Source organism: Pseudomonas sp. ATCC PTA-122608 (assembly GCF_001952855.1).
Taxonomy (GTDB): domain Bacteria; phylum Pseudomonadota; class Gammaproteobacteria; order Pseudomonadales; family Pseudomonadaceae; genus Aquipseudomonas.
On sequence record NZ_LPNO01000016.1, the window covers coordinates 24,870 to 49,524 of the forward strand.

25 protein-coding genes, 1 tRNA gene and 1 pseudogene are annotated in these 24,655 nt (G+C 57.3%); 4 read left to right on the forward strand and 23 right to left on the reverse strand.

The features are described 5' to 3' along the window. Nucleotides 1-32 precede the first annotated feature (32 nt). A complete protein-coding gene (gene dibA / locus AU074_RS16125; protein ID WP_076015548.1) occupies nt 33-1,943 on the reverse strand; it encodes a phosphodiesterase DibA in 1,911 nt (636 codons plus the stop codon). A 166-nt stretch (nt 1,944-2,109) separates the two neighbouring features. On the opposite strand from dibA, the gene desA reads away from it, so the two are divergent. Together desA and AU074_RS16135 are read left to right on the forward strand one after the other, a co-directional pair. Beyond that, nucleotides 2,110-3,294, forward strand: coding sequence for a delta-9 fatty acid desaturase DesA (desA, locus tag AU074_RS16130; RefSeq protein WP_010168824.1), 1,185 nt, complete (start codon nt 2,110-2,112; stop codon nt 3,292-3,294). Nucleotides 3,295-3,605: 311 nt separating this feature from the next. Further along, nucleotides 3,606-4,604: a sensor domain-containing diguanylate cyclase gene (locus AU074_RS16135; protein ID WP_076015549.1), complete on the forward strand. Its 999-nt coding sequence runs from the start codon at nt 3,606-3,608 to the stop codon at nt 4,602-4,604. A 119-nt stretch (nt 4,605-4,723) separates the two neighbouring features. On the opposite strand, the gene AU074_RS16140 is transcribed toward AU074_RS16135, so the two are convergent. From AU074_RS16140 to gabD, 3 genes are all read right to left on the reverse strand, one after another. Next, the gene (locus AU074_RS16140; protein WP_076015550.1) at nt 4,724-5,932 is read right to left on the reverse strand and encodes an HDOD domain-containing protein; all 1,209 of its coding nucleotides are present in this window, start codon (nt 5,930-5,932) and stop codon (nt 4,724-4,726) included. A 137-nt stretch (nt 5,933-6,069) separates the two neighbouring features. Further along, nucleotides 6,070-7,347, reverse strand: coding sequence for a 4-aminobutyrate--2-oxoglutarate transaminase (gene gabT / locus AU074_RS16145; protein WP_076015551.1), 1,278 nt, complete (start codon nt 7,345-7,347; stop codon nt 6,070-6,072). 182 nt (nt 7,348-7,529) lie between these two features. Continuing rightward, complete coding sequence (gabD, locus tag AU074_RS16150) at nt 7,530-8,972, reverse strand: NADP-dependent succinate-semialdehyde dehydrogenase (RefSeq protein ID WP_076015552.1); 1,443 nt, start codon at nt 8,970-8,972, stop codon at nt 7,530-7,532. Nucleotides 8,973-9,367: 395 nt separating this feature from the next. Here gabD and AU074_RS16155 point away from each other — a divergent pair. After that, nucleotides 9,368-9,444, forward strand: a tRNA-Arg gene (locus tag AU074_RS16155). A gap of 57 nt (nt 9,445-9,501) precedes the next feature. On the opposite strand, the gene AU074_RS16160 is transcribed toward AU074_RS16155, so the two are convergent. The 11 genes from AU074_RS16160 to AU074_RS16210 all read right to left on the reverse strand — a co-directional run bounded on the left by AU074_RS16160 (nt 9,502) and on the right by AU074_RS16210 (nt 19,215). Continuing rightward, nucleotides 9,502-10,101: a hypothetical protein gene (locus tag AU074_RS16160; protein WP_076015553.1), complete on the reverse strand. Its 600-nt coding sequence runs from the start codon at nt 10,099-10,101 to the stop codon at nt 9,502-9,504. Continuing rightward, entirely contained in the window at nt 10,098-10,658 is a 561-nt protein-coding gene (locus tag AU074_RS16165) for an RNA polymerase sigma factor (protein ID WP_076015554.1), read from the reverse strand. The genes AU074_RS16160 and AU074_RS16165 overlap by 4 nt, the downstream gene beginning before the upstream one ends. A gap of 26 nt (nt 10,659-10,684) precedes the next feature. Continuing rightward, nucleotides 10,685-12,346: a VWA domain-containing protein gene (locus AU074_RS16170; RefSeq protein WP_076015555.1), complete on the reverse strand. Its 1,662-nt coding sequence runs from the start codon at nt 12,344-12,346 to the stop codon at nt 10,685-10,687. 74 nt (nt 12,347-12,420) lie between these two features. After that, complete coding sequence (locus AU074_RS16175; protein ID WP_076015556.1) at nt 12,421-13,002, reverse strand: hypothetical protein; 582 nt, start codon at nt 13,000-13,002, stop codon at nt 12,421-12,423. 74 nt (nt 13,003-13,076) lie between these two features. Continuing rightward, nucleotides 13,077-13,295, reverse strand: a complete 219-nt coding sequence (locus AU074_RS16180; protein WP_256576918.1) for a hypothetical protein — start codon at nt 13,293-13,295, stop codon at nt 13,077-13,079. A 98-nt stretch (nt 13,296-13,393) separates the two neighbouring features. Further along, nucleotides 13,394-14,017: a hypothetical protein gene (locus AU074_RS16185; RefSeq protein ID WP_083676687.1), complete on the reverse strand. Its 624-nt coding sequence runs from the start codon at nt 14,015-14,017 to the stop codon at nt 13,394-13,396. A 65-nt stretch (nt 14,018-14,082) separates the two neighbouring features. Next, complete coding sequence (locus AU074_RS16190) at nt 14,083-14,661, reverse strand: hypothetical protein (RefSeq protein WP_076015558.1); 579 nt, start codon at nt 14,659-14,661, stop codon at nt 14,083-14,085. An 88-nt stretch (nt 14,662-14,749) separates the two neighbouring features. Beyond that, complete coding sequence (locus AU074_RS16195) at nt 14,750-17,338, reverse strand: autotransporter outer membrane beta-barrel domain-containing protein (protein WP_076015559.1); 2,589 nt, start codon at nt 17,336-17,338, stop codon at nt 14,750-14,752. Between the two features lie 299 nt (nt 17,339-17,637). After that, nucleotides 17,638-18,042, reverse strand: a complete 405-nt coding sequence (locus AU074_RS16200) for an SMI1/KNR4 family protein (protein WP_076015560.1) — start codon at nt 18,040-18,042, stop codon at nt 17,638-17,640. Next, nucleotides 18,009-18,485, reverse strand: coding sequence for an SMI1/KNR4 family protein (locus tag AU074_RS16205; RefSeq protein ID WP_076015561.1), 477 nt, complete (start codon nt 18,483-18,485; stop codon nt 18,009-18,011). The genes AU074_RS16200 and AU074_RS16205 overlap by 34 nt, the downstream gene beginning before the upstream one ends. A 37-nt stretch (nt 18,486-18,522) precedes the next feature. Further along, nucleotides 18,523-19,215: a hypothetical protein gene (locus AU074_RS16210; protein ID WP_063033648.1), complete on the reverse strand. Its 693-nt coding sequence runs from the start codon at nt 19,213-19,215 to the stop codon at nt 18,523-18,525. 378 nt (nt 19,216-19,593) lie between these two features. Here AU074_RS16210 and AU074_RS16215 point away from each other — a divergent pair, with 378 nt between their 5' ends. After that, entirely contained in the window at nt 19,594-19,851 is a 258-nt protein-coding gene (locus AU074_RS16215; RefSeq protein ID WP_076015562.1) for a hypothetical protein, read from the forward strand. 48 nt (nt 19,852-19,899) lie between these two features. On the opposite strand, the gene AU074_RS16220 is transcribed toward AU074_RS16215, so the two are convergent. The 8 genes and pseudogenes from AU074_RS16220 to AU074_RS16250 all read right to left on the reverse strand — a co-directional run bounded on the left by AU074_RS16220 (nt 19,900) and on the right by AU074_RS16250 (nt 24,651). Then, the gene (locus tag AU074_RS16220; RefSeq protein ID WP_076015563.1) at nt 19,900-20,289 is read right to left on the reverse strand and encodes a hypothetical protein; all 390 of its coding nucleotides are present in this window, start codon (nt 20,287-20,289) and stop codon (nt 19,900-19,902) included. A gap of 101 nt (nt 20,290-20,390) precedes the next feature. Next, the gene (locus AU074_RS16225) at nt 20,391-20,987 is read right to left on the reverse strand and encodes a hypothetical protein (RefSeq protein ID WP_076015564.1); all 597 of its coding nucleotides are present in this window, start codon (nt 20,985-20,987) and stop codon (nt 20,391-20,393) included. A gap of 50 nt (nt 20,988-21,037) precedes the next feature. Further along, a pseudogene (locus AU074_RS34870) lies at nt 21,038-21,124 on the reverse strand (hypothetical protein); the annotation flags it as partial. Between the two features lie 138 nt (nt 21,125-21,262). Then, nucleotides 21,263-21,730, reverse strand: a complete 468-nt coding sequence (locus tag AU074_RS16230; protein ID WP_076015565.1) for an Imm6 family immunity protein — start codon at nt 21,728-21,730, stop codon at nt 21,263-21,265. A gap of 175 nt (nt 21,731-21,905) precedes the next feature. Then, a complete protein-coding gene (locus AU074_RS16235) occupies nt 21,906-22,442 on the reverse strand; it encodes a hypothetical protein (protein ID WP_143503592.1) in 537 nt (178 codons plus the stop codon). A 118-nt stretch (nt 22,443-22,560) separates the two neighbouring features. Then, a complete protein-coding gene (locus AU074_RS16240; protein WP_076015567.1) occupies nt 22,561-22,926 on the reverse strand; it encodes a hypothetical protein in 366 nt (121 codons plus the stop codon). Between the two features lie 99 nt (nt 22,927-23,025). Continuing rightward, nucleotides 23,026-23,670 carry a hypothetical protein gene (locus AU074_RS16245; protein ID WP_076015568.1) on the reverse strand — a complete coding sequence of 215 codons (645 nt, stop codon included), beginning with the start codon at nt 23,668-23,670 and terminating at the stop codon, nt 23,026-23,028. 255 nt (nt 23,671-23,925) lie between these two features. Further along, a complete protein-coding gene (locus AU074_RS16250; protein WP_076015569.1) occupies nt 23,926-24,651 on the reverse strand; it encodes a hypothetical protein in 726 nt (241 codons plus the stop codon). Nucleotides 24,652-24,655: the final 4 nt, after the last annotated feature.

Consider the following 24,655-nt stretch of genomic DNA (forward strand, 5'->3'; position numbering starts at 1 on the left):
TTGACCCTATTTCAAATCAAGCCAGGCGGTATTTAGCGAATTGTCGGCGCCGTCGTCCAATCCAGCTCACTGGCCGGCATCGGCCGACCAAACCAGTACCCTTGGCCCAGGTCGCACTGTTGTTCCAACAGAAACCGCGCCTGATCGACCTGCTCGATGCCCTCGGCATGCACCTGCATGCCCATGCTTTGCGCCAATGCGATTACCACCCGCACAATCGCCGCGTCGTCCTCATCCCACGGCAACCCGGCGACAAAGCCCTGATCGATCTTGAGCTTCTGCACCGGCAAGCGCTTGAGCCGCAGCAGTGATGAATAACCGGTGCCAAAGTCATCAATCGCCAGGCGCAAGCCCAACTCCCGCAGGCGGTGCATTTGCTCAAGGGCGACTTCCGGGTCTTCCATGACTGCGCTTTCGGTCACTTCGAGCTCCAGAAACGCCGGATCCAGCCCGGTATCGTGCAATACCTTGGCCACTTGGTCGTACAGCTCACGCCGGGCAAACAGGCGGCTGGACACATTCACGGCGAGGAACGTCAGCGGCGCGCCGTCGGCCAGCCACTGGCACATCTGGCGGCAGGCCTGGTCCATGACCCAAGCGTCGATATCGGCAATCAGCCCGGTACGCTCGGCAATCGGGATGAATTCTCCCGGCGGCACCAGCCCGCGCTCCGGGTGCTGCCAGCGCACCAGGGCTTCGACACCGATCAGGCGGCTGTTCTGCAACTCGTGCACCGGCTGGTAGTAGACCCGCAGCTCTTGCTGCTCCAGGGCGCGGCGCAGTTCGCCGGCCATTTCCACCCGGTGCTGGGCGTGGGCGGTGAGTTCTTCGGTATACAGGGCGTAGCTTTCGCGGCCGGCGCTTTTGGCCTTGAACAGCGCCGAATCGGCGTTACGCAGCAGTTGCTCGGCGCTCAGGGCATCGCCGGGGAACAGGCTGATGCCGATGCTGGCGCTGATAAACAGTTGATGACCGTCGAAGATAAAGGGTTCTTTCATCGCATCAAGGATGCGTTGCGCCAGTGCGGCGGCCTGGACCAGCTGTGGACAACTTTCCGCCAGCACCGCAAATTCGTCGCCGCCCAATCGTGCCAAGGTCACGCCGGGGCCGAACAGGCTTTGCAGACGCTCGCCGACCGTCTTGAGCAACTGGTCGCCGACGTTATGGCCGAGGCTGTCGTTGATGATTTTGAAGTGGTCGAGGTCGAGCAGCAGCAAGGCGCAGCCACGTTTATGCGCCTGCGCCGACGCCAGGGCCTGTTCGGCGCGGTCGGTGAACAGCAGGCGGTTGGGCAGGTCGGTCAGCGGGTCGTGGTGGGCCAGGTGGGCCAACTCGTGCTCGGAATGCTTGATGGCGCTGATGTCGGAGAACACCGCGACGTAGTGGCTGATCTGGCCCTGATCATCGCGGATCACCCGGATGGTCTGCCACTGGGGGTAGATTTCGCCGCTTTTTCGGCGGTTCCAGATTTCGCCGCTCCATTCACCGTCGCGCTCCAGGGTCTGGAACATGGCTCGGTAGAAACTGGCCGAGTGGCGTCCGGACTTAAACAGGCTCGGCTGGTGGCCCATGACGTCTTCGCACTGGTAGCCGGTAATTTCGATAAAGGCCCGGTTGACGTGAACAATCAGCCCCTTGGCGTCCGTGACCAACACCCCTTCGCGGGTGCAATCGAATACGGCAGCGGCCTGGCGCAGACGCTCGCGGTTTTCCCGCAGTGGCTGCTGGACCAGGTTCGCCCGGGCAAAACGGGCGCACAGCAGGTAGATCGCCAGCGCGCTGAGGCTGACCCACACGTAGCCGCGCATCTGAAGCCAGCGGCCCAGTTCCACGGGTTCATCGATAAAGTTGATCAATACCTGATGGCTGAGCTGAATCCACACAATCGAAACCAGCAGGTACACCAGCCCTGCACGCAGGGCACCTCGGTATGAAAACAGCATATGTTTAGTAATCCTTACTAAAAAACCAGATTCGCCCTACAAAGGTTACGGATTATAGAATAAGAAACATCCAGTCACTCCTATCTGAAAGGGCGGCTGGTTTTATCTGTAGGCTTAGTGATAATGCGCAAGCTGGTTTTTTCTTTATCTGAGGGCCATACAGCCTATGTGGTACAACGGTTTTCTTGACTTGTCGGCCTGGCAACTGGTTGCAGTCACCCTGTTGATGACCCACGTGACCATTGTCGGGGTCACGGTCTATCTGCACCGCTATTCAGCCCACCGCTCCCTGGAGCTCAATGCTGGCCTGAAACACTTCTTCCGCTTCTGGCTGTGGCTTACCACGGCGCAGAACACCCGCGAGTGGACCGCTATCCACCGCAAACACCACGCCAAGTGCGAAACCGTCGACGATCCCCACAGCCCGGTGATCAAGGGCCTGTCCACGGTCCTGCGCAAAGGCGCCGAGCTGTACCGCGCCGAGGCCGAAAACCCCGAGACCCTGCGTATCTACGGCAAGAACTGCCCGGAAGACTGGATCGAACGCAAGCTCTACACCCCCTACCCGCTGTTGGGCGTGGCGATCATGGGCGTGATCGACCTGCTGCTGTTCGGCACCATCGGTATCACCATCTGGGCCATCCAGATGATGTGGATCCCGTTCTGGGCCGCCGGCGTGATCAATGGCCTGGGCCATGCCATCGGCTACCGCAATTTCGAATGCCGCGACGCGGCGACCAACCTGATTCCCTGGGGCATCATCGTTGGCGGCGAAGAACTGCATAACAACCACCACACCTATCCCAACTCTGCCAAATTGTCGGTGAAGAAATGGGAGTTCGACCTGGGCTGGGCCTGGATCAAAGTGTTCAGCTTCCTGCGCCTGGCCAAGGTGCAACGGGTCGCGCCGATCGCCCACCGGGTTGAAGGCAAGGGCCACCTGGACATGGACACCGCCATGGCGATCCTCAACAACCGCTTCCAGATCATGGCCCAGTACCGCAAGTTGGTGATTGGCCCGCTGGTCAAGCAGGAACTGGAGAAGGTCGATCACTCGGTGCGTCACCAATTCCATCGCGCCAAGCGCCTGCTGTCGCGGGAAACCAGCCTGCTGGATGACCGTCACCACGTGCGCATCCAAAGCATGCTGGAACACAGCCAGGCCCTGAAAGTGATCTACGAGAAGCGCCTGGCGCTGCAACAGATCTGGCTGAAAACCAGTACCAACGGCCACGACATGCTGGCGGCGATCAAGGAATGGGTACACGAGGCCGAGGCCAGCGGGATTCAATCCCTGCGGGACTTTGCCCATCAACTGAAGACCTATTCGCTGCGGCCTGCCGCAGTCTGATCACGGCTGTAGCGAGCCGATTTTTTGTGGCGAGGGAGCTGCTGTGGCGAGGGAGCTTGCTCCCGCTGGGCTGCGTAGCGGCCCCAAAATCTTGGGAGCGCTGCGCACTCCAGCGGGACGCCACATCAAGCCCCTCACCCCAACAGGCTCACTCCTACATGTTTCTGGCGCCATTTCTTGGTCGCCTCAAATCGGCGCTGATAACGGAACTTAGCTGCAAATTCCCCCTCTCAAACAACACTTCGCCATCCCGGCGGCCCTTGTTGTGACCGCTGCCCAACCCCGCGGCATGCCCAGAGAGAGTTGTGCCGATGGTCCCCGAAAAGACCTTCACCGACACCCCCGTCCACGACCAGCCACGACCGGCAGCCGCCGCTACGTTGCTGGCGCTGATGCATGCCCAGGGCGAAGTGGAACGCTTGAGTGAACGCGAGCAACTGCTGAGTTCGCTGCTGGTCAGCGTGAATGCCGTGCTCTGGGCTATCGAGTGGGACACCCGCCGCGTGCTGTATGTCAGCCCGGCCTATGAGCGGGTTTTCGGACGTACGGCGGGCATGCTGCTGGCGGACCATCGAGAATGGCGCAACAGCATTCACCCCGAAGACCTCGACTATGCCGAGCACAGCCTGGCCCAAGTGCTGCTCAGCGGCGCCGTGGAAGACCGCGAGTACCGCATCATCACCGCCGACGGGCAGATCCGCTGGCTCAGCGACAAGTGCTACATCAGCCAGCAGGCCGAACCCGGCCAGCCGGTGATCGTGGTGGGCATGGCCGAGGACATCACTGAAAAGAAGCAGCTTGAGCTTGAGTTGCAGCGCCTGGCCACCACCGACGTGCTGACCCGCAGCAGCAACCGCCGGCACTTCTTCGAGTGCGCCCACCACGAGTTCGAACGCGCCTGCCTGCAAGGCACGCCTTTGGCGTTCCTGTTGCTGGACATTGATGACTTCAAAGTGGTCAACGACACCTACGGCCATCTGGAGGGCGATCAGGTGTTGCAGCGTATCGCCGAGAGCGGTCGAGGGGTTCTGCGCCGTGGCGACCTGTTCGGGCGCATTGGCGGCGAAGAATTCGCCGCCGTGCTGCCCGGTTGCGCACCGGAGATGGCAATGCAGGTGGCCGAACGCCTGGGGCACGAGATTGCGCAACTGAGTTTCAGCCATGACGGTGAGAGCTTCGCAGTCACCGTCAGCCAGGGCCTCGCCAGCCTGACCGCCGAGGATGCCAACGTCGACAGCCTGTTCGCCCGCGCCGACGCCGCGATGTACGAGGCCAAGCGCCAAGGCAAAAACCGCGTACTCGCCGGCTGAGCTACACCATTACCTGTGGGAGCCGGGCTTGCCCGCGATGCAGGCACCTTGGTGTGTCAGCTGTACCGGGATGATGCTATCGCAGGCAAGCCAGCTCCCACACTGGCCCGCATCGCCTGCTAAGTTTTGCGCATACGCGCCAATTCCGGCAAACCCACCTTGAGCAAGCGCGCCGTCTTGCTTTTTGCCAGCGCCTCGACGCCTTCATGCTCGGTCAGCCGCGCCAACTGCGCCGTCAGGTTCACCACCAGCGCTTCCCGGGAATACACCCCGCCTTCCAGCGAGTAAATCGCCGCGATCAACTGGCGCAACTCCAACGGCAAGCGCCAGCGCGTGCGCAGCGCCGAGCCATAGGCCGCGCCGAAGGTGTAGAGGGACTCGCCAATCGCTTCGTCATCCAATTCGCCACCGCCTTGCAACCAGTCTTGCAGGCATCGCAACAAGGCCAGGTCGCCAAGGCGATGGAGAATGCCAGCGCTGTAGCAGCGCTCGTGATCAAGGTCGAGCATGCGCGCCAGGCTGCGGGCGTAATCGGCGGTGCGTTGGGACAGCTGCCAGTAACGCTCGGCGTAATCCTTGAGGCTCGGGTCGCTCAGCACCACGTTGTGCTTGAGGGCCAGCCCCAGGATCAGGTTCATGCTCTGCCCGGCCGCCAGCTTGTGCAGGGCCATGGCCAGGGTTTGTACCGGCGAGCCGTGATGGCCGGCGCTGTTGGCGGCGGCGATCAGCACAGCGGTGATTTGCGGGTCCATGCGCACCTGCTCTTCCAGGCGCTTGAGGTCCAGGCCCTCCGGTTCCAGGCTGTATTGCACCGCGGCCTGCACGTCGACTCGCAGCGGCGCGCCATCGGACGCTTCGCGGCGCCGCTCCAGAAACACCGGCAAGGTCATGCCCGGCGCCAGGGCCGGGACTTCGCAATACACCGTTTCGCCTTCATTCAGCAGCAAGTCTTGCAGGCGCTGGGTCAGGCTTTCCATGTTCAAGGGTTTGGTCAGGTACGCCGTCGGCGCCAGGGGCAAGACTTCGTGCACGCTGGCGCTGTCGTTGCGGGTGCCCAGCAGGATAAACGGCAACAGCGGCGATCGCCGTTGCTGGCGCACGCTGTGCAACAGGCTCAGGCCATCGACGCCGGGCAGCTCCCAGTCGGCGATGATCAGGTCGTAGGGTTTGTCACGCAGCAGCTCGGCGGCTTGCTGGCCATCGGCACACACATCCAGCCGTGCGTCACAGCGCACATTCAGCAACACCTGCTTGAGCAAATCCCGGGACCAAGGGTCAGCCTCGGCAATCAGCACACGGGGTACAGCAGGTAAATCAACAGCAGTCATCCAGCACGCTCCATCGGCAATACCAGCACCTTAGACAAAGGAGCCGCCTGCGTACAATGAACAACGGCTGAATACCGTTCATCGGGCACAAAAAAACCCGCCTAAGCGGGTTTTTTGTCGATCAGGTCAACTTTCGATCACAGCTCGGAGAAGCACTCTTCGATGATCGCCAGGCCTTTGTCCAACTGCTCGTCCGGCGAGGTCAGCGGAACCAGCACGCGCAATACGTTGCCGTAGGTGCCGCAGGACAGCAGGATCAAGCCCTTGTCGCGAGCCTTGGCCACCACGGAAGCAACGGCAGCGGCGTTCGGCTTGTGGCTGTCGCCATCTTCGAACAGCTCGACCGCAATCATCGCGCCCAGGGCACGCACTTCGCCGATCACCGGGTACTTGGCCTGGATAGCTTTCAGGCCGGTCACCAGGCGCTCGCCGACAGCCTTGCAGCGGTCCAGCAGGTGCTCTTCTTCGAACACGTCCATCACGGCCAGGGCCGCGGCGCAAGCGATCGGGCTACCCGCGTAGGTGCCGCCCAGGCCACCTGGCGCGATGGCATCCATGTATTCAGCCTTGCCGCACACGCCGGCCAGCGGGAAGCCGCCCGCGATGGATTTGGCGAAGGTGGTCAGGTCGGCGGCAACGCCCATCTGTTCCATGGCGAAGAAGGTACCGGTACGGCCGGCACCGGTTTGCACTTCGTCGGCGATCAGCAGGATGCCGTGCTTGTCGCACAGTTCGCGCAGGCGCTTCATGAACGATTTAGGCGCGACGTAGAAACCGCCTTCGCCCTGGACCGGCTCGATGATGATGGCAGCGATATCACGCGGCTCGGCATCGTTCTTGAAGATGCGTTCGATGCTGGCGATGGAGTCGTCATCGCTCACACCATGCAGGTCGTTCGGGAACAGCGCGCGGAACACGCCGCCTGGCATCAGGCCCATGCCGGCCGAGTAAGGCACGACTTTACCGGTCAGGCCCAGGGTCATCATGGTGCGACCGTGGTAAGCGCCGGTGAACGCGATTACGCCGGCACGGCCAGTGGCAGCACGGGCGATCTTCACGGCGTTTTCTACCGCTTCGGAACCGGTGGTGACCAACAGGGTTTTCTTGGCGAAATCACCCGGGACCTTGGCGTTAACTTTTTCGCACAGTTCAACGTACGGCTCGTAGGCCAACACCTGGAAGCAGGTGTGCGTCAGCTTGTTCAGTTGCTCGGTCACCGCCGCAATGATTTTCGGGTGCAGGTGACCGGTGTTCAGCACGGCAATACCGCCGGCGAAATCGATGAACTCGCGACCTTCAACGTCGGTCACGGTGGCGTTCTTCGCCGACTCGGCGAAGATCGGGTGAATCTGGCCAACACCGCGTGGTACAGCGGCTTCGCGGCGTTTCATCAGGGATGCGTTGGTCTTGCTCATAAAGTCCTCATTCGCCACTCATCGGGTGGCGTGGTCCAAGGAATACGTGGCGGGGAGGCAACTACGGCAGCATGCGATGATCGACTGCCACAGCTTTCCCGGCCACTACGAATAACGGTGTGAAACACGCAAAGGGACAGCGCTCTCGTGCCCTCTGCGTTTACTGCAATCTCGCGCCGGGCTTAGATGCCCAGGCAGAGGTATTTGATTTCCAGGTAATCCTCGATCCCGTACTTGGAGCCTTCACGGCCCAGGCCCGAAGCCTTGATGCCGCCAAACGGCGCCACTTCGTTGGAGATCAACCCGGTGTTGACGCCAACCATGCCGTATTCCAGGGCTTCCGCCACACGGAACACACGGCCCAGGTCGCGGGCATAAAAGTAGGAAGCCAGGCCGAACTCGGTGTCATTGGACATCGCGATCACTTCGGCTTCGTCTTTGAAACGGAACAGCGGCGCCAGTGGGCCGAAGGTTTCCTCCTTGGCCACGGCGGCGTCTTTCGGCACGTTGACCAGGATGGTCGGCTCGAAGAAGTTGCCTTCCATCACCTTGCCGCCGGCCAACAGGGTCGCGCCTTTGCTCAGGGCATCAGCGATGTGTTCCTGAACCTTGGCCACAGCCTTCTCGTCAATCAGCGGACCGGTGGTGGTGCCTTCTTCCAGACCGTTGCCGATCTTCAGCTTGGCCACCGCCACTTTCAGTTTTTCAGCGAACGCGTCGTACACCGAATCCTGAATGTACAGACGGTTGGCGCAGACGCAGGTCTGGCCGTTGTTGCGGTACTTGGAAATGATCGCGCCTTCGACGGCCTTATCCAGGTCTGCGTCGTCGAACACGATGAACGGCGCGTTGCCGCCCAGTTCCAAGGAGACTTTCTTGATGTCCTTGGCGCATTCGGCCATCAGTTGGCGACCGATTTCGGTGGAGCCGGTGAAGGACAATTTACGCACGATCGGGTTGCTGGTCAGCTCGCTGCCGATATCGCCGGCGCTGCCGGAGACCACGCTGAACACGCCTTTCGGAATGCCGGCACGCTGGGCCAGTTCAGCCAGGGCGAACGCGGAGAACGGGGTTTGCGACGCAGGCTTGAGCACCATGGTGCAACCGGCGGCCAGGGCCGGGCCGGCTTTACGGGTGATCATCGCGGCCGGGAAGTTCCACGGCGTGATGGCAGCGGTAACGCCGATCGGTTGCTTGATCACGATCAGGCGCTTGTCCGGCTGGTGGCCGGGAATCACATCACCGTAGACGCGCTTGGCTTCTTCGGCGAACCACTCGATGAACGAAGCGGCGTAAACGATTTCGCCCTTGGCTTCGGCCAGCGGCTTGCCTTGCTCCAGGGTCATCAGGCGAGCCAGGTCATCCTGGTTCTCGATAATCAGCTCGAACCAGCGACGCAGCTTGTTGGCGCGGTCCTTGGCGGTGAGTGCACGCCAGGCCGGCAGGGCCTTGTCAGCCGCTTCAATGGCGCGACGGGTTTCGGCGGCGCCCATTTTTGGCACGGCACCGAGGATTTCGCCGGTAGCGGGGTTGTTGACCTTGATCGTTTGACCGTTGTCCGCATCGACCCAAGCGCCATCAATGAAGGCTTGCTGGCGGAACAACTGGGTGTCTTTGAGCTGCATGTCGGCTTTCCTTAACAGCACCGCGCACGCGCGGAGCGAATTAGAGTTGTTGAAAGGCGCCTTGAGGGCTGCCGTCAGGGAAATCATTCACTGGGCGCAAGCACGTAAATAGCGCACGAAAGGACAAATGTGCGGTTCAGCACCCAGGCAGGAGCGTTTGAAATCTCAAACGAATCCTAGGATCAATGGGGGTGCAGGGCAATAGTCTGTTCGAAAAAAAGAACGAAAACGGCGCATTTGCTCCATTTTTCTGATCAGCGTGTTTCAGGCGAGTTCAACCGTATTGCACCGAGACGCCCGGCACAGGGCGCCAGCGGTACGTATTCCTACTGGCAGGAGGCCGAAAAGCGGCATGGACGCCCAAGGTCGACATGGGTATGATGTCGCCCGCACAAGCATCCGTAGCTCAGCTGGATAGAGTACTGCCCTCCGAAGGCAGGGGTCGTGGGTTCGAATCCCGCCGGGTGCACCAGATACAGATGAAAAAGCCCCAGGTCGAAAGGCCTGGGGCTTTTTTATGGGCGACGATTCAGGGTTTCTGCAACACCTCCAACCGCGCCGGCAAGTCTTCCTTGGGAAAGCGCTTATGCAACTCCAGCAGCTTCTCATCCGCCGCCTTCGCTTCTCCCGCCTGCCGCAACCGCAGGATTTCCTGCAGCCCTTGCTCCAGCGGCGGCAGCACAACAGCCGCGCGTTTGCTCATCTTCGCCACCGGCTCATCCGCCAGCGAACCCGCCACTTCTGTCTGCACCTGCGGTGCGCTATCGGCCTGCGGAGCCACGGAGAATCGAGCCATCGGCGCCGCTGCCGGAGCCGGACGGGCCAGTTCTTGCGGAGCCGCCGCGTAAGTGCCTGTGGATAATTCCGGCTGCGGCACCGGCGAACGCGTGACCAAACCAATCATCAGGGCCACACCCGCGACGGTGGCAAATGCCATCTGCCAGCGCGGCCGTTGGCAGGCCTGCAACCAGCGCTGCCACAGGCCGGGTTGCCGCACGGGCGCTTCGCGGTGAGCGGTGGCCAGGATGAAGGCGTCCAGGGAAGCCGGCGGCTCGCCGCCGGTGTGTTGACGGAAATGCTCGATCAGCAGCTCGTCGTTCGAGTCCTGGGTATGTCGGGAGTCAGTCATGCGGGTACCTCCTCGGCCAGCAGTCGGCGCAGTTTCTGCTGGGCGTAACGCAAGCGGCTTTTTACCGTTTCCAGTGGGGCGCCGGTGAGCGCGGCGATTTGTGGCACTTCCAGGTCGCCATGCAGGCGCAGCAGGAAGACTTCGCGCTGGTCTTCGGGCAAGTCTTGCAGTGCGGTGTCCAGGCGCGCCTGGTCGCGGCTCAGGCTCAGCAGTTGTTCGGGCCCGGCGCTGTCGTCGGGCTGGCCGTGAAGCTGCTCATCGTAGCTGTCGTGCAGTGGGTTGTGGATGCCGTGCTTGCGCCAGTGGTCGATCAGGCGGTTGCGGTCAATCTGGAACAACCAGGTGCGAAAACTCGCCCGCCCCTGTGGCTCGCTGGTGCTGCGGATCAGGCTGAGCCAGGTGTCCTGGAACACTTCCTCGGCCAGTTCGGCCTTGTTGCTCAAGGACACCAGAAAACGGTACAGGCCCTGTCGATGCCGCGCGTACAGGGCTTCGAACGCTGCACCGTCGCCGCTGCGGTAGCGGGACAGCAGGGCTTCGTCGCTGGGTGAATCCATCAGGTGGCGCACTCCTTTGAGGTGGATCAGTGTTTGGCCGGGGCTTGGAGGCTCTGCGCCAATTCGACCAGTTGCACAAACTCGCCGCGCAAGCCGAACGGGTCGTCGCCCCGGGCGGAGCGGGCCAGTGCGGCCGTGTCCTTGAAACTCATGGAGCCAGTGTAGCGGCCATCACCCTTGAGCTGCTGGGCGAAGGCGGCCACGGCGGCAGAGAAACGCAGGTCGTCGCTGGGTTTGCCACTGTGCTGGTTGCTGATCGGGTGTTCGATCAGTCGGCTATCGCCGCCTTCCGCTGGTTTGTAGCGTACCCGCAACATCGCCAACTCATCAGTTTTACCGTCAGCCTTGGCCGCCGACGCGTAGCGCAGTGGCTCCAGCCAACCCTGTTCACCCTTCGGGACAATTTCATACAACGCGGTCACCGTATGCCCGGCACCGATTTCTCCGGCGTCGACCTTGTCGTTGTTGAAATCCTCACGTTTCAAGGCGCGGTTTTCATAGCCCAGCAATCGGTATTCACTGACCTGTGCCGGGTTGAATTCGACTTGCAGTTTCACATCCCGGGCCACCACGGCGAGGGTTGAGCTGAGCTGGTCCACCAGCACTTTGCGGGCCTCGCGCAGGTTGTCGATGTAGGCGTAGTTGCCATCACCGGCATCGGCCAGTTGTTCCATCAGGTGTTCGTTGTAGTTATCCACACCAAAGCCGAGAGTGGTCAGGGACACGCCGCTTTTGCGCTGGTCGACGGCCATTTGCTTGAGGCTGTCGAAGTCACTGACGCCCACATTGAAGTCGCCATCGGTGGCCAGCAGGATGCGGTTGATACCTTTGTCGATAAATCCTTCGCGGGCCATTTGGTAGGCCATTTCGATCCCCGACGCGCCTGCGGTGGAGCCACCGGCGGTGAGTTGGTCGATGGCGTTGCGGATCGTGGTTTTGTCGCGGCCCGAGGTGGGCTTGAGCACCACTCGCGATTCGCCGGCGTAGACCACCAGCGATACACGGTCCTGGTCGCGCAATTGGTCCACGAGCAGTTTGAGGGTGCTCTTGACCAGCGGCAGGCCTTCGCGGCGATTCATCGAGCCGGACACGTCTACCAGGAACACGAGGTTAGCCGGTGCCAGGTCCGCCACAGCGCGGTCCGAGGCCTTGATGCCGATGCGCAATAGTCGGGTGTGAGGGTTCCACGGCGATGGCGCCACTTCCGTAGTCACGCCAAAGGGCGAGCCGTCGGTAGGCAGGGCGTAGTCGTAGGGAAAATAATTGACCATTTCCTCCAGTCGTACAGCACCCTCGGGCGGCAGGCTGCCTTGGTTGAGGAAACGTCGTACGTTGGCATAGCTGCCGGTGTCGACGTCAACGCTGAAGGTGGAAACCGGCGTTTCGGCTACGCTGCGGATCGGGTTGTCCGGTAGGTTCTGATACTGCTCCCGAGGCTCGGCCTGGTATTGCAGGGCGACGGCGTCGTTCATGACCAACCGCGACGCCATCGGTGCAGGAGCAACCATCCGCTTGACCATGGCCCCCTGAACGCTGGCGGGCTCACTTTGCACCTCTACGACAGGCGCCGATTCAGCAGGCTTGGCCACATCACGGGATGAAGAAAGCCCACACCCGGCAAGCGCCACCAGCAGGGTCACGGCAAAGCCTTGGGCGGCAGGACGCAACAGCAGAACAGGACGGGACATGGTCTGAACCTCGTGAGTGAATGATCCGTTCACAAGGTCAGACGCAAGGAGTTGGTGATTCGGGTTAAAGCAACTTAGCGCGACGGAATATCGCGCAAATCATCGACGATAAATCGGCTCAACACGCCCGTGTAAAAAGGCTCGACGCTGGTGTTGCCCGTGTTGGAGATAACCCCACCCATGGTCTTGTACTGCTGCCACTGACCCAACACACCACCCGGCACCAGACCACTGCGGTCCTTGGCAAAGTGCAACACCTCGGCGCCGCCCTTCTTGACCTTGACCTGATAGTTGAAGTCGACACTCAGCAAGATGGTGTTGTCGTCGACAAGCACCGTGGCGAGTCCGCCCTTGGAGTCCTGGATATGGCGGGTGTAGACCAGATTCACATCCAGCAGGTAATCGGCGCTTTCCTTGCTGGTGGCGTATCGCTTGGCCTTGAGCAGCCGGTTGACCAGGTCGACGCCCAGTTGCTCGCGGACTTTGTCATCAGGCAGGAAGCGTGGGTTCTTGCCCACTACTTCAACGTCGAAGGTATCGAGCCAATAGGTAGCGGTCTTGGGAATCTGAACCGGTGCGGGGGAAATGTAGTAAGCCGGCTTGGAGGCGCAGCCAGCCAGAAAGCTGAACGCCAGGAGTAAAGCAACAACGCGCATGTCTGAACTCTTCCCTGAATGATGTCAATTTGACTTCATTTTACGGCGTTGTCGGCGCCTTTTCGAGTCCTGCTTCAATTTGAAGCAATAGCCCCAGCGGCCAGCAAGCCAATACCGGCGTACCACCCCCAAAGGAACGGCATGGCCTGGCGATCTTTTCGGGCATAAACGTACACATAGCAGGGGATGAACAGACACAGCAGCGCATGCCCCAGCGAGTTTTTAACGGCCACACAAAAAATGGCCAGCTGCATCAAAATTGCCAGTCCCAGTCCAACCATGACCAATGTCATTACCACGGTATTTCTCCTGCGCGGGTGCGTGTGTTACTTCGAGTGGGGCACGACGGCACTGGCCAACCTATCGCCAAGGCGACGAAGCCAACCCTCCATCAGGCGTACAACGTCCAAAAGTCCATGCCATCCACAACCCAATACCTTTGCTCTTTCGGGATCAGCTCCGCGAATGAGCCAGACGCTTGCCCGTCCCAGTCCGAGGGCACATAGGACTCATGAAACCTGTCCCAGTCAACGTGCCGGAACACCTTGCTATCCAGGTCCACATAAAAGCGGGGCAGCCTCATTCGCATTTTCTCGCATTCATCCAGACGAGGCTTCGCGTGGCCAGATAGAACGGCCTCGATATGGTTATGAAATTCGCCAAGGTAGGCAGCGGAGTAACCGTAGGTGAAGAAACTGACCATCCACTCCAGCGAATAAACGTTGACGCTGTTGTTATCCAGATAGCGCTGAAAGGTATTCACCTCCAGGACCGGAACGCCCCCTCTGAACTCGGAAACGGCCTGGTCATAGAGGCTACTGTCCATGACGCCACTTTCGACATAGCTCCTGTATTCAGGCCTGACATCGATACAGAAATTTCCCTTGTCGTCTGCCAGGTAGTAGTACTTGCCATCAGCGACAAACACCGCCAAATCCCTGCGCCCCTCGAAAATATCTTCAAGCAGGCCATCAACATCATCTGCAGAAATCATCAGCGCCTCTTCAGTTGCCATGGAGCCCGGCGGCACCCGTCGATACCTGAGCGACTATAGGATTTACATTGGCGCCAGGCTCTGGCTCACGCCGCCGGAGCCACAGTCGCCACAGGAATACGCTCATTGGGAGCAGTCACGTCATACACATGCTGCTCACACCCCTTCCCGATAATCACGAACTCCACCAGGTAAACCTTTTGCTTCTCAGGCTTGAAGGCTGAACTCATAGGGCCGCATTCATACACATATTTTTTGACGAGGCCGGCGTAGTTGGCGCTGTAGACCCGTGACTCGCCGATCACTTCAAAGGGCTGCCCCGGGTCAGCCTGCACTTCCAACTGCGGGAAGCGTTTGACGACAGCGCTGTTGGTGACCTCGCTCATCTTGGCGATCCAGCCGAATACCTTGCCGCGACCGGAATCAACCACCGTCCCGAGGATTTCCGGACGCTGGTCCACATCGGAACTACGGCGCACGGAGAACTGCACCGGATAGGTAAAGCCGGTCGCCTTCATGATGACTTTGGCGTGCTCGGCATCCACCTCGACCTTGTTTTGCTGCAACTGGACGCCGTCCTTGAGCAGGGTTGGCGAGGAGTTCCTGGCAGTGGAGTGGCAGCCGGCCAAGGCCAGGGCGAGGATTAGGAGTGAGGTCTTTTTCATTGGTTGCTTCCTTGAATACAGTTAAAAATCTGGCTCGGGCTACGTGGGAGAACCGCAGCCCGACGCCGTTTTCTATCGGTTGTAATACTTAAAACGCGTAACGCGCCTTGAGCATCACCCCATCCGCATCAAACCCACTGCGGGCCTGGCGGGTGTAGCTGGCCCCCACGGTAAAGTCCGACACCTGGTAGTTCACGCCAACACTGGCTTCATAGCTGTCACGCGCCACCGAAGCGCCGGTAACGGTGAACGCAGAACCGCCAAGCACATAGCTGGAGGTTTGTGCGACGCGATCACCCATCAGGTCGTGATACGCCATCAAGGTTGCTTCCGGCTGCAGGCTACCGGCGCCCATGGGCAAGTTGCCCGCCAAACGCACACCAGCGCCCAGCTCGCCCACTTCATAGCGTTGCGACTGGGTGCTCAGCGCGGCCGAAGAACCCTTCTCGTCGAAACCGTCCATGCGCACGTTGGCGTAACGCGCTGCCACGCGCGGCTCGATCACCACGGCCTGCGACGGCTTGAAGCTGTAGCCGCCGATCACACTGGCAGACAGCACATTGCTGTCGTAACTGCCCTTGGCTGTGGTGCCGGCGATATGGCGTTTGCTGTCGTTGTCGTTATGGCCATAGCTGAGGCTGCCGTCGACAAACCAGTTTTGCAGCGACCAGTTGCCGTACAGCGACAGCGCATGGCCCTCCACTTCGGTCTTGTTGCCGAGGTCGGAATGGATGTTGGAGTTAAGGTAGCTGTACGCCACGCCCAACGTGGTGGTGTCGTTCAAGCGCCCGTCCACACCCACGGCCATGCCGCTGCTGTTGGCCGAGTAGCCGTTGTTGCCGCCACGCCCGTCCTGGTCCATGTTGCTGCTCAGGCCCTGCACCCACACGCCGCCGGTTTGATGGCTTTCGCGCTGGTCGGTGAGGCGGTTGAAGATCGCACCGTTGATCACGGTTTGGCCCGACAACGCCACGTCCAGGGCGCCGCGGTTGACGTCTGGCTTGAGTTGTTCGCTGACTTGCGCCAGTTGCTGCGCAGTACCGGCGTTGGCCAGGGCCTGGAACACTTGATCGTTCTGGTTGAGGCTGCCGAGCACGTCATTTTTGAAGGTATTGACCGCCGTGGCCGCTGCGGCACTGGCGCCCACGCCGGCCAGCTCTTGCTGCACTTGCTGGTTGTCCTTGACCGCCACCACCGCCTTGACGGTTTGCGCGTCGGCCGAGTAGCTGAGCACGTCGAGCAACGACGACGAACTGGCGACCGACAGGCCGTTGTTCTGCACGCTGTTGGCTTGCACCAAGGTGTATTGGGTGCCGTTGTTGGTGCGTGCGAAGTCGCCTGGCTGCGCGCTCACCGTCAGCTTCGAGGCCTGGGCGAACGTGGCGTTGCCATTCACGTTCAGGTACGGCGTGGTCGGCACGACGCTGTCGGACAGATGCATATCGATGCCCGCGCCGTTGGCAACGTTAAGGTCGCCGGTGATCGTGGTGCCCGGGGCGGAAAGGTTCAGCGAGCCGGAGTTGATCGAGACCGGGGCGATGATGCGGCTGCCGGTGAAATCGGCTTGGCCTGCGACATTCACCGCGCTCAAGTTGAGCAGGTCGCCGGTAATTTTGCCGCCGGTCCAGTTCAGCGTGGCGAGGTTGGCGGCGTCGATGGCGGTGCCGGAGTTACTGCGGATCTCGCCGGCTTGCTGGTTGATCTCAAACGCCGAAGTCTGATCGGCAGCGTCCACGTGAATGGCTGTGCCATCGGCGCTGATCGTGCCGCGGTTAACGATGCCACGCGCACCGGTTGCGCTGTTCTGGGCAAAGGTTGCCCCGGCAAACTCGAAGGCATTGGCGTTGGTGCCCGTGGCCTCAAGGGTGCCGGTGTTGAGGATGTAGTCGACCGTGCCGTTTAGAAACATCACCGTCTTGGCGTCATTGCCGTTGGCGGAAAGCAGACCGCTGTTTTCAATGCGCAGAGGATTGGTGTCAGTTTCCACCTCGATACCCCAGGCGCCCTCGCCTGTTGCCTTGAGCGTGCCGGCGTTGAGGATTTTGCCACCGACGGTGGTGCCCAGATTGTTCTGACGGTCGAGGATCAGGCCGATTGAGTAATCACCGTTCAAGTCGATTACGCCGGTGTTGGAAACGTCGCCGGCGATGGTGGTGCCATGCAGGTAAATGCCTTCACCGCCATCCACGTAGGAGGGTGAAGCCGGCGGGGTCAGGGGCAGCGTGGAACGGATGGTGCCGGAGTTGATGACACTTCCACCGATGGTCGTCGCGCCGATCTCAAGGCCCTCGTAACCCCCATTTTTCATAAGAATGTTGCCCGCCTGGACCACGTCCCCGGTGACAGTTCCCGGGCTCAGGTTTTGCGGGCCCGACCAGAACAGCGGGTCCAGGGCAATCGCACGGATGGCGGCGCCCTGGGAATCCAGAGTGATGTCGGCACGGTTGATCAACGAACCCTGGATAGTGGTGTTGGCCACACCCAGTCCGGCAGGGTTGGTAGTGGTCGGCACCACTACTTCGGAGAACGTCCCGTTGATAATCAATGACTCATTAAAGCTCTCGCCGACCCAAATATTCTTGCCCTGCCCCAGGTCGAATTCCACCGCCAGCGCTTGCGTACTGATTGCGCCGACCATGAGTGCCAACAGGCTTTTCTGGAACTGCTTACGCTTCATTTCAAACTCCATGAACTACATTAAAAGCCGCCAATAGGCCCGGCGGCAGTAGGTGTACTGAGAGAGGGATCAATTGATCCGATGCATTCCCCCCGGGTGCCTTTCTGAAACGCAGGCGCGCAAATATGCACCGCAGCCGGCGATGACAGAGAAGAGGTTTTGGGGGCGAGGTTCACATTAATCCTTAATGTCATTTGAAAACGCTGCAGTCCATGCAGCCCGACCGGTTGCGGGTGGGCGGGGTAAAGACAATGGGATATACAAAATGTTCAAGATGCTGCGCGTTATGGCACCGTGGCCTACCGCTCAGGCTCAAGCGCTAACCGAACAAAAAACTCGGGCACATCCTGCGCGACCGGCTCGGCATACTGGCGATCCATACCGATAAAGGGGATGCGCACAATTGGCATCGAAGCCTCATTGGTGTCAAAACCGTAGCCTTCCCCACCACCATCGCAAGCAAATAGAAAGATGCCCGGGGCATAGGTTCCAACCTCGTACTCTCGATTGAAGTCAGCCAATTCCTGCGCTTGCCAGAAGACGATGTAATGGTCGCCGATAAAGCCATCACCGCCATCGTGTGCTTTGAGAAAATCGAGGTAGCTCGGCGGGAGCGCGACGCCCAGGGTGGCGTTGAGGCCGTCGACAAATGCAGCCTCGGCGGGGCCGTTCAGTTGGCCTTCGGTGAAGTTGTAGAGCTCCATGCCTGCCTCCTTTCGATCAAATCTTTTACATAAGCCAGCTTATTCAAAATGAAGCTCGAAAAGTCTTCAGACACGACTTCAACCTCATCGATTTCAGCGTCCAGCTCAACGATCGCCCAATTGCTCCGAGTATCAAAAGCGTATGAAACCTCGCAGGAGTCCCCCGCGAAGACATACAGCCCGGCATAGATGCCCGCGTCTGCATCGGCTAGAGCGGTATACCTTACCGGCCCATCACTCACATAGAGCGCACAGTCCAGCTCACCAAACCCAAAGGTGGCAAGGAACTCCAGATAGTCAGCAGGAACACCATTGCGACTCGCGGCATCCACCTTGCTCAGTATCAAGTCGACGTTATCTATACGGTCGCCAAAGTCCCCTTCATAGCCCACAGCCGAGGTAATCTCGCTGATCAACTGTCGTATTTCAGATGTGTTTTCCATTGTCACTCTCCTGGTATTTCCTGATCTGCTCGCGGAGTTACTTGAGCTCTTTCACCAGATATCCACCGGAGATCTGCGTAATACCCGTCAACGCGCGGCGCAACGCCTCAGGATCAGTGCGATAAGTGAGCGGTGTGTAGCCGTAGACATTCTGACCATTGAACGGCGTGACCGTCTCCACCGTGCGCCAGAGCATCTCGTCGCCACGGTCCATGCGCGCCACCACGGTGAGCGTTGGGTAGACCACGCTGCTGAAACCCTGGGTCAGGCGAAAACCCCACTCGCCCACCGTCAGTTGAATCTGCGCGTCGGCCGGCTCGTCGTCACCCACCACTTTGAGCGATGACGTCTTACCCAAGGCATCGATAAAGGCCTGCTTGAGCAACACGCCCAAGTCGATATTTTCGGCGTCCATCACCGTGAGGATCGCCGCCGGCGTCGACATCTCGGCCAGTTGCCCCGCCTTCATGCCGGCGGCAAACCCCGCGCCGCTCAAGGCCGCCGTGCCCAGCTTGGACGCGCCGCTGGCCATGCCGACGCCCGCGCCAAGCCCGGCGCCCAGGGCTGCACCCCAGGCTTGTTCACGGCCCATATAGACCATGTTCTTTTCCCACTTTACGGGCAGCACTTTGACCGTCTTGACCTGCGCACGATGCTCGGGCGTGAGGGGCTGGCTGACGCAGCCGCCGAGGATGAGGGTGGAGAGGAGAATCAGGAGAAGGTTTTTCACATCAGTCCTTTAATGTTGGTGGTGGGTTCAACGCCAGTGTGTCGGCAATGGGGGTGAAGACATGAGGCCTTGTGATTGGGCCAGTACTTTGCTGCCTTGCGTGGGTTTGGGTGCGGGCTTATAGTCCGGGCCGTCGCCCACATGGCGATTCAGGTTTGGCGACCTGACAACAGAGCGCAAAAGCATCCCGCTTCTATGCAGGTGTTTTTGCACCCGCAAAGCTGTGCATGATATGGCGGCTGTGCGTGGGAGACCTTCGGGTCTGCCGGTTTACTCTGTTGCCGGTTCGCCAACCTGCGTACAGCTGCCACCCATTCGTTTGGCGACGAATGAGTGGTGGCTTAATCCACCAACAGAGTACTGACAATGAATCGATACATGCCCCTCACGGGCCACGACTGCACCGTCCCCGCCCTGATTATCGACACCCATGCGCCCCTCGATGTCCTCCACGACGCCGCCGTGTACCGGATTCGCGCCGTCACCCAACTGCTGGAAAACCTTGCCTTCCGTGAACAGCTCAGCAGCGATGCTGTGGTGCTTCAAGACTTCGCCCAATTGCTGGCTATTCCGCTGCGCGATGGGTGTGATTTGCTGGATGTCATCGGTCGCCGGCTCAATGCCTATCCATCCTGAGTTAAAGGGGCGGCCTGGGTGCCGCCCCTTTAACTCGGTTAAACAACCTCACTTACCATGAAGCAAAACTTTTAAAGCATCTTTAGAAACGCACACTATGCGTGCCCACTCTTCTTTTTCCAAATACTCTTTATCAGAAAGATCAGTACCATACTTATCAAAAAGCGCGTCAATAGCTAGAACCACGTCCTCGATGGCTCTAGCTTCCTGATCATTTTTCAAAACTAGCCCTATCCAAATGTATGCATTTTCAGCGAGCCCTGTATCGTCATATAAAAAATGTATTGTGTAATCAAGTTTATCATAAGCTAAATCCGGCGATGAACGCTCTACCCAGGCACGGTACTGGTAATCTGAGTCCGACAAGCCTGCCAGATAGGAAACCAGCTCCTCTCTCATACTCGGAAACTTTAATTCGGAGCGTTCCAAGTTTTCCATTTTTTATACTCACTGGTCAAAGGGGACGGATTTATTTAATCGACCCACCTTAAAATATTTGGATAAAACCGCGCCACCTACGGCTCTTGCATCCTTACTCATTAATACATTCGAGAGAAATGCTCATCAACAGAAGTTCCAGACCAAAAGCGCACGTCTGAAAACTTCAGCGTTTCAGAAACAACAATTATACCCCTAAGCTCAAAAGGAATATCTTCTATATTAGCCTTGACACTAGGAACTAAATACCGAAAATAGTCTCCCATTTCGGATTCTCCATCATAACCTGAAGGGTAGTCCTCTCCAGGCACGCTACCTTCTATAGCATGGTATAGATAGACACCTTTAATCGCTGGAAGATTATATTCGGTTAATCTGATTTGAGGTGATGATCGATGCGCTATCCATGCTTCCACTTCCGTCTTAGACACTAGGTGCCGATATGCATAAGCAGAATATAGATCAAGAATAGCTTTACCGTTTTTGGCTTCAGGATATTCTTTGTAGCTTTCAGACTCTTCCCACAAATACTCACTTAAGCTATCAAGCTTCTGCTCCACATCCGCCACTTCCAACAAAACTGTTGGTAACGGCCCAAAACAGTTATTCACCATGATGGCAATAGCGCCCGCTTTATCCATGGCAAACCAAGTAACGACACCTCCAAACCCCGGAATCCAATGCTCATCAATAGTCATTATTTACTCCTCGGCCAAGATTAAAGCTGCCGCTTTTACTACGAAGCTGATCATATATAGGCATGATAGTCTTGAGGATGAGGTCCTTTATGACCAAGAACAGCTATTTTGTTAATAGCATCATCCAAATCGAGTTCGCCCCCTTTACGTCTTTTTCTACAGCCGAGATGTTCCTACCGCAGCTAAATAGACAAACTGGGGTCAGACCAAAATAAAAACAATCCGTTAATAAAATCGTGATCTGGCCCCGTGTCCTTCTTAAATTCAAAATCACTTCAACGATCAGCGTTGGCAAATAGATAAGCACTCAACTTATCAGACAAGCCTATCCGCTCAATATAATCAACAATATATACAGCAGAGCTCTCGTCCGCCTCACATATCGGCTCAGACATTTGCTCTTGTAGCCCTGCAATCTTATAGGCCTTATTCGCAAAAAAACCGACCACCAACAATATTAAAATTAAACTATTTTGTTCTACGCTTTCAGTTGCAAAATTTCCTTCTGCCAACAGTCCGCTCTGCATCTCATCGGAGTCTAGGTAATATGCTAAGTCATCGGCACTGAGCCCTCGATCAGACAACCATCGCCAACATCTATCAACTGCCTCCTGACATTTTTCTTGCGTATCACTCGCCGCATCAAAATTACGTAGAGCATAATCAAGCAACAGAAGGAAAATTGAGGCTTTCTTAATCCACATCATACTATTAATGACTTTAAGGGCTTCTTTATTGTCCATTAACTATTCTCCCATCTTTAACTAGGAAAGTAGGGGACAGACCACTATTCTTCTCCCCCCAGAAAAATCGTGATCTGACCCCGTTTTCCTTCACCTGTGGTCCGCCTCTCTGTACCCCGGCTATTGCGCTGCACGCCAAGCGTGAATAGCTGCCGACTCAAACCGATGAACACACCTATTTTTTTGCGCATCTACTCGACGGCACCTCTGCGACAGCGCCAGGCGCCTCTACGCCGGAGAGCAACCGAATTACCCCACCGCATTGCCCGCCCTGCCTCTGAAGGTATGCCTCATAGTCTTTACCCGCCTCAGGAACAAACACGCGGGGATCTGGCACACAAAACGCCTCGCCGGAAAGCATTTTCATCACGACTACAGACGGTAAACCCGCGGGTATAACAAACTCCGCGTAAGACTCGCCGTAGCTCAGGTGATCACTTCTCCAGGAAGCAGGCATTCCGACACTTCGTTTGGTGTGTTGCCCCAGGGTGGAATTGACCTTATCTGCAACGGTATAACCGTAGGCATAAAGAGGCTCTTTACTCGAAGCGCAGTCTTGTCCGGGATTGATGGCAACCGGCAAACCGTTATTCCCAAAAAGGCGGATGCGTGCGGTGGTTGCCTGATCGTAGGGAATAGGCTTCTCATAGCTAGTGGAGCCGCAGCCACTCAGGAACAAAGCAGAAAAGAAGGCTAGCAAAAGATTCTTCAAGATAACTCCCAAGCTCACATATCAAGCTGTTATGGGTAATTGATTAAGGGGTGAATAGGGACAGACCACCAATATCTGCCTTCTCAATAATCGTGGAGTGATCCCGATTTTCCTAACCTTATAGATAAAGCTCTTTAACAGCTGAGATTTCTGCAGCAACCAGCTCGAATTTAACACCCAACCCACCCTTCTCGGCCTCACTCAATAAATCAAACTTTCTACATGCATCAGATAGAACTTCCAACATATCCTGAGCATATACACTCTCCTTCGAAAGTTTAACTCCATGAACTGCACCCCACTTATATATAGCTGTTTGCAAAACAACATTAGTGACAGGGTCATCATTATGGAGAAGCTCAGACTCATCTTGTACGTAGGCGAATGCCTGCTCAGGCTTTAAATTCAGCTCTCCCAACGCCTTATTGTAAAGCCGCTGCACTACCTGCTGAATTTCGTCATACGTAATTTTTTCGTAGGGCATTATTTATCTACTGGAGAAACAGGGGTCATAGCACTGTTAATACTTTAATTAGAAAAACATTGCCTGCTCTATATTTCTCGTCTTATAGGACAACGCATTTCAATTAGATAAATCCGCCCCTTTTTCTTTTTTTAGCTCCCGACCACATGGATTGATCATCTGCATTATCTCTGTATTTGTTGTATAGACAATAGCAGGAGACTTCGTAACATAAGTTGCCTCACTGGTCCGCCCGGAGGCTTCTACAAAATTACCCTCTGGCCCGACATAAGCTTTTTTGCCTGGCTGCACCATGACGTCGAGCATGAGTTTTTTCTTCTTCATGTCCGGTTTATTGTGCACATCGAATGTCCAAATCTGCAGCCCATACTCTTTGGTGAATAAATAGAAATTCGGCGATGTCTCTCTGGACTCGTAGAGGTGGGCGCACATGACGTCACTGACCGTTACTGTTAAGTCGGGTTTGTAGTGCTGACCGCTATAACTGGCAAGTATCAGCTTTGTACGTGTCTGTACCGCAAGTGCATCCTGTGGGTGACACGGGATCATGTCACCATAAGGATAGGTGCACCAAGTCACCTGACTCATCGTGACAATCTCGTCAGGCCTTACGGAAAGATCCTTTTGGATGGAAATCTGGTCCTCGAGCCTTTCGTAGGGAATTCCTGCGCAGCCTGTTAATAGAGTTAGATTGAACAGGGTGAAGAGGTAAAGAGCTTTCCGGTATACGCTCCAATATTTCATTGTTGAAGTTCCTTTTCTGCTGCCATGATTTTTTACCGCTACTAAATGGACAAGCCGACTCAAAGGGGACGGATTTATTTAATCAACTCATCTGGAGTTCTATATATTTAAATAAATCCGTCCCCTTTACGATAGTCTCTTTTCGGCAATCCTGTTATATCATCGACCGAGAAATAGGGGTCAGACCACCATTAATACTTTAATTAGAAAACCGTGGCCTGAACCCTATTTCCCGCGCCCGACTCTCGCTCTAATTCACGCGTTAAACAAAACTTTTCTCAGCAAGTCCTGCCTCTCTGCCTGAGCCCCTACGGCTGCAGTGAAGCACTGGTTATAGGCAGCAATCTTCAAAACGCCGCCCAAATCTTCTACTGCAAAGCAGTCGATATCCATTAACTTCTTTTCGTCGACACCCACTAACTGAAGCAAGGATTTGCTTACCCACATGAAAGCGCCAACCGCCTCAATGTAGCCGTTTCTTAAAATCCAACGCCCAGGATTTTTTGATATATCTACGATCTCTTGGGTCAGCGGAAAAGGCAGCCCATTACTTTTCTTAGGCAGATGAGCGTGCTCAACGCGCTCAACTTCAAAGAGCGTAAGACTCTCGGCATTTTGCCATCGATCATACTCGCCGTCGTAAATTCGAGCCTGAACAAAGCCGGGCTCATCGATTAACGCTTCAATCATAGGCTGTGCCACTTCAATCGAATTCGCCAAGTGTTTTATATCAAGCCGATAAAACGCTTTATCTGCCACATACGAAAACTCGACAGAACCGTTTGCCAGCTCAATAAAAAAACTCTGACACTTGTTTTTCTTCAAGTAATTCGAAACGTCCGCCAACCCTATTTCCTTGCCGGTAAAGCCATCAATGACGGCATCCTCATTAAAGTTTTTGAGCTGTTGTATTAGCCGCCCCCATACAACTGAAGCGCCATCATGTAGCCTCTCGCTAAAGACAATTTCAATTTCAGCCATATGA

Excerpts from the sequence above, each read along its gene's own strand:
- dibA (WP_076015548.1), bottom strand. The coding sequence starts at position 1,943 with ATGCTGTTTTCATACCGAGGTGCCCTGCGTGCAGGGCTGGTGTACCTG.
- desA (WP_010168824.1), top strand. The coding sequence starts at position 2,110 with ATGTGGTACAACGGTTTTCTTGACTTGTCGGCCTGGCAACTGGTTGCA.
- AU074_RS16135 (WP_076015549.1), top strand. The coding sequence starts at position 3,606 with ATGGTCCCCGAAAAGACCTTCACCGACACCCCCGTCCACGACCAGCCA.
- AU074_RS16140 (WP_076015550.1), bottom strand. The coding sequence starts at position 5,932 with ATGACTGCTGTTGATTTACCTGCTGTACCCCGTGTGCTGATTGCCGAG.
- gabT (WP_076015551.1), bottom strand. The coding sequence starts at position 7,347 with ATGAGCAAGACCAACGCATCCCTGATGAAACGCCGCGAAGCCGCTGTA.
- gabD (WP_076015552.1), bottom strand. The coding sequence starts at position 8,972 with ATGCAGCTCAAAGACACCCAGTTGTTCCGCCAGCAAGCCTTCATTGAT.
- AU074_RS16160 (WP_076015553.1), bottom strand. The coding sequence starts at position 10,101 with ATGACTGACTCCCGACATACCCAGGACTCGAACGACGAGCTGCTGATC.
- AU074_RS16165 (WP_076015554.1), bottom strand. The coding sequence starts at position 10,658 with ATGGATTCACCCAGCGACGAAGCCCTGCTGTCCCGCTACCGCAGCGGC.
- AU074_RS16170 (WP_076015555.1), bottom strand. The coding sequence starts at position 12,346 with ATGTCCCGTCCTGTTCTGCTGTTGCGTCCTGCCGCCCAAGGCTTTGCC.
- AU074_RS16175 (WP_076015556.1), bottom strand. The coding sequence starts at position 13,002 with ATGCGCGTTGTTGCTTTACTCCTGGCGTTCAGCTTTCTGGCTGGCTGC.
- AU074_RS16180 (WP_256576918.1), bottom strand. The coding sequence starts at position 13,295 with ATGACATTGGTCATGGTTGGACTGGGACTGGCAATTTTGATGCAGCTG.
- AU074_RS16185 (WP_083676687.1), bottom strand. The coding sequence starts at position 14,017 with ATGGCAACTGAAGAGGCGCTGATGATTTCTGCAGATGATGTTGATGGC.
- AU074_RS16190 (WP_076015558.1), bottom strand. The coding sequence starts at position 14,661 with ATGAAAAAGACCTCACTCCTAATCCTCGCCCTGGCCTTGGCCGGCTGC.
- AU074_RS16195 (WP_076015559.1), bottom strand. The coding sequence starts at position 17,338 with ATGAAGCGTAAGCAGTTCCAGAAAAGCCTGTTGGCACTCATGGTCGGC.
- AU074_RS16200 (WP_076015560.1), bottom strand. The coding sequence starts at position 18,042 with ATGGAGCTCTACAACTTCACCGAAGGCCAACTGAACGGCCCCGCCGAG.
- AU074_RS16205 (WP_076015561.1), bottom strand. The coding sequence starts at position 18,485 with ATGGAAAACACATCTGAAATACGACAGTTGATCAGCGAGATTACCTCG.
- AU074_RS16215 (WP_076015562.1), top strand. The coding sequence starts at position 19,594 with ATGCCCCTCACGGGCCACGACTGCACCGTCCCCGCCCTGATTATCGAC.
- AU074_RS16220 (WP_076015563.1), bottom strand. The coding sequence starts at position 20,289 with ATGGAAAACTTGGAACGCTCCGAATTAAAGTTTCCGAGTATGAGAGAG.
- AU074_RS16225 (WP_076015564.1), bottom strand. The coding sequence starts at position 20,987 with ATGACTATTGATGAGCATTGGATTCCGGGGTTTGGAGGTGTCGTTACT.
- AU074_RS16230 (WP_076015565.1), bottom strand. The coding sequence starts at position 21,730 with ATGGACAATAAAGAAGCCCTTAAAGTCATTAATAGTATGATGTGGATT.
- AU074_RS16240 (WP_076015567.1), bottom strand. The coding sequence starts at position 22,926 with ATGCCCTACGAAAAAATTACGTATGACGAAATTCAGCAGGTAGTGCAG.
- AU074_RS16245 (WP_076015568.1), bottom strand. The coding sequence starts at position 23,670 with ATGAAATATTGGAGCGTATACCGGAAAGCTCTTTACCTCTTCACCCTG.
- AU074_RS16250 (WP_076015569.1), bottom strand. The coding sequence starts at position 24,651 with ATGGCTGAAATTGAAATTGTCTTTAGCGAGAGGCTACATGATGGCGCT.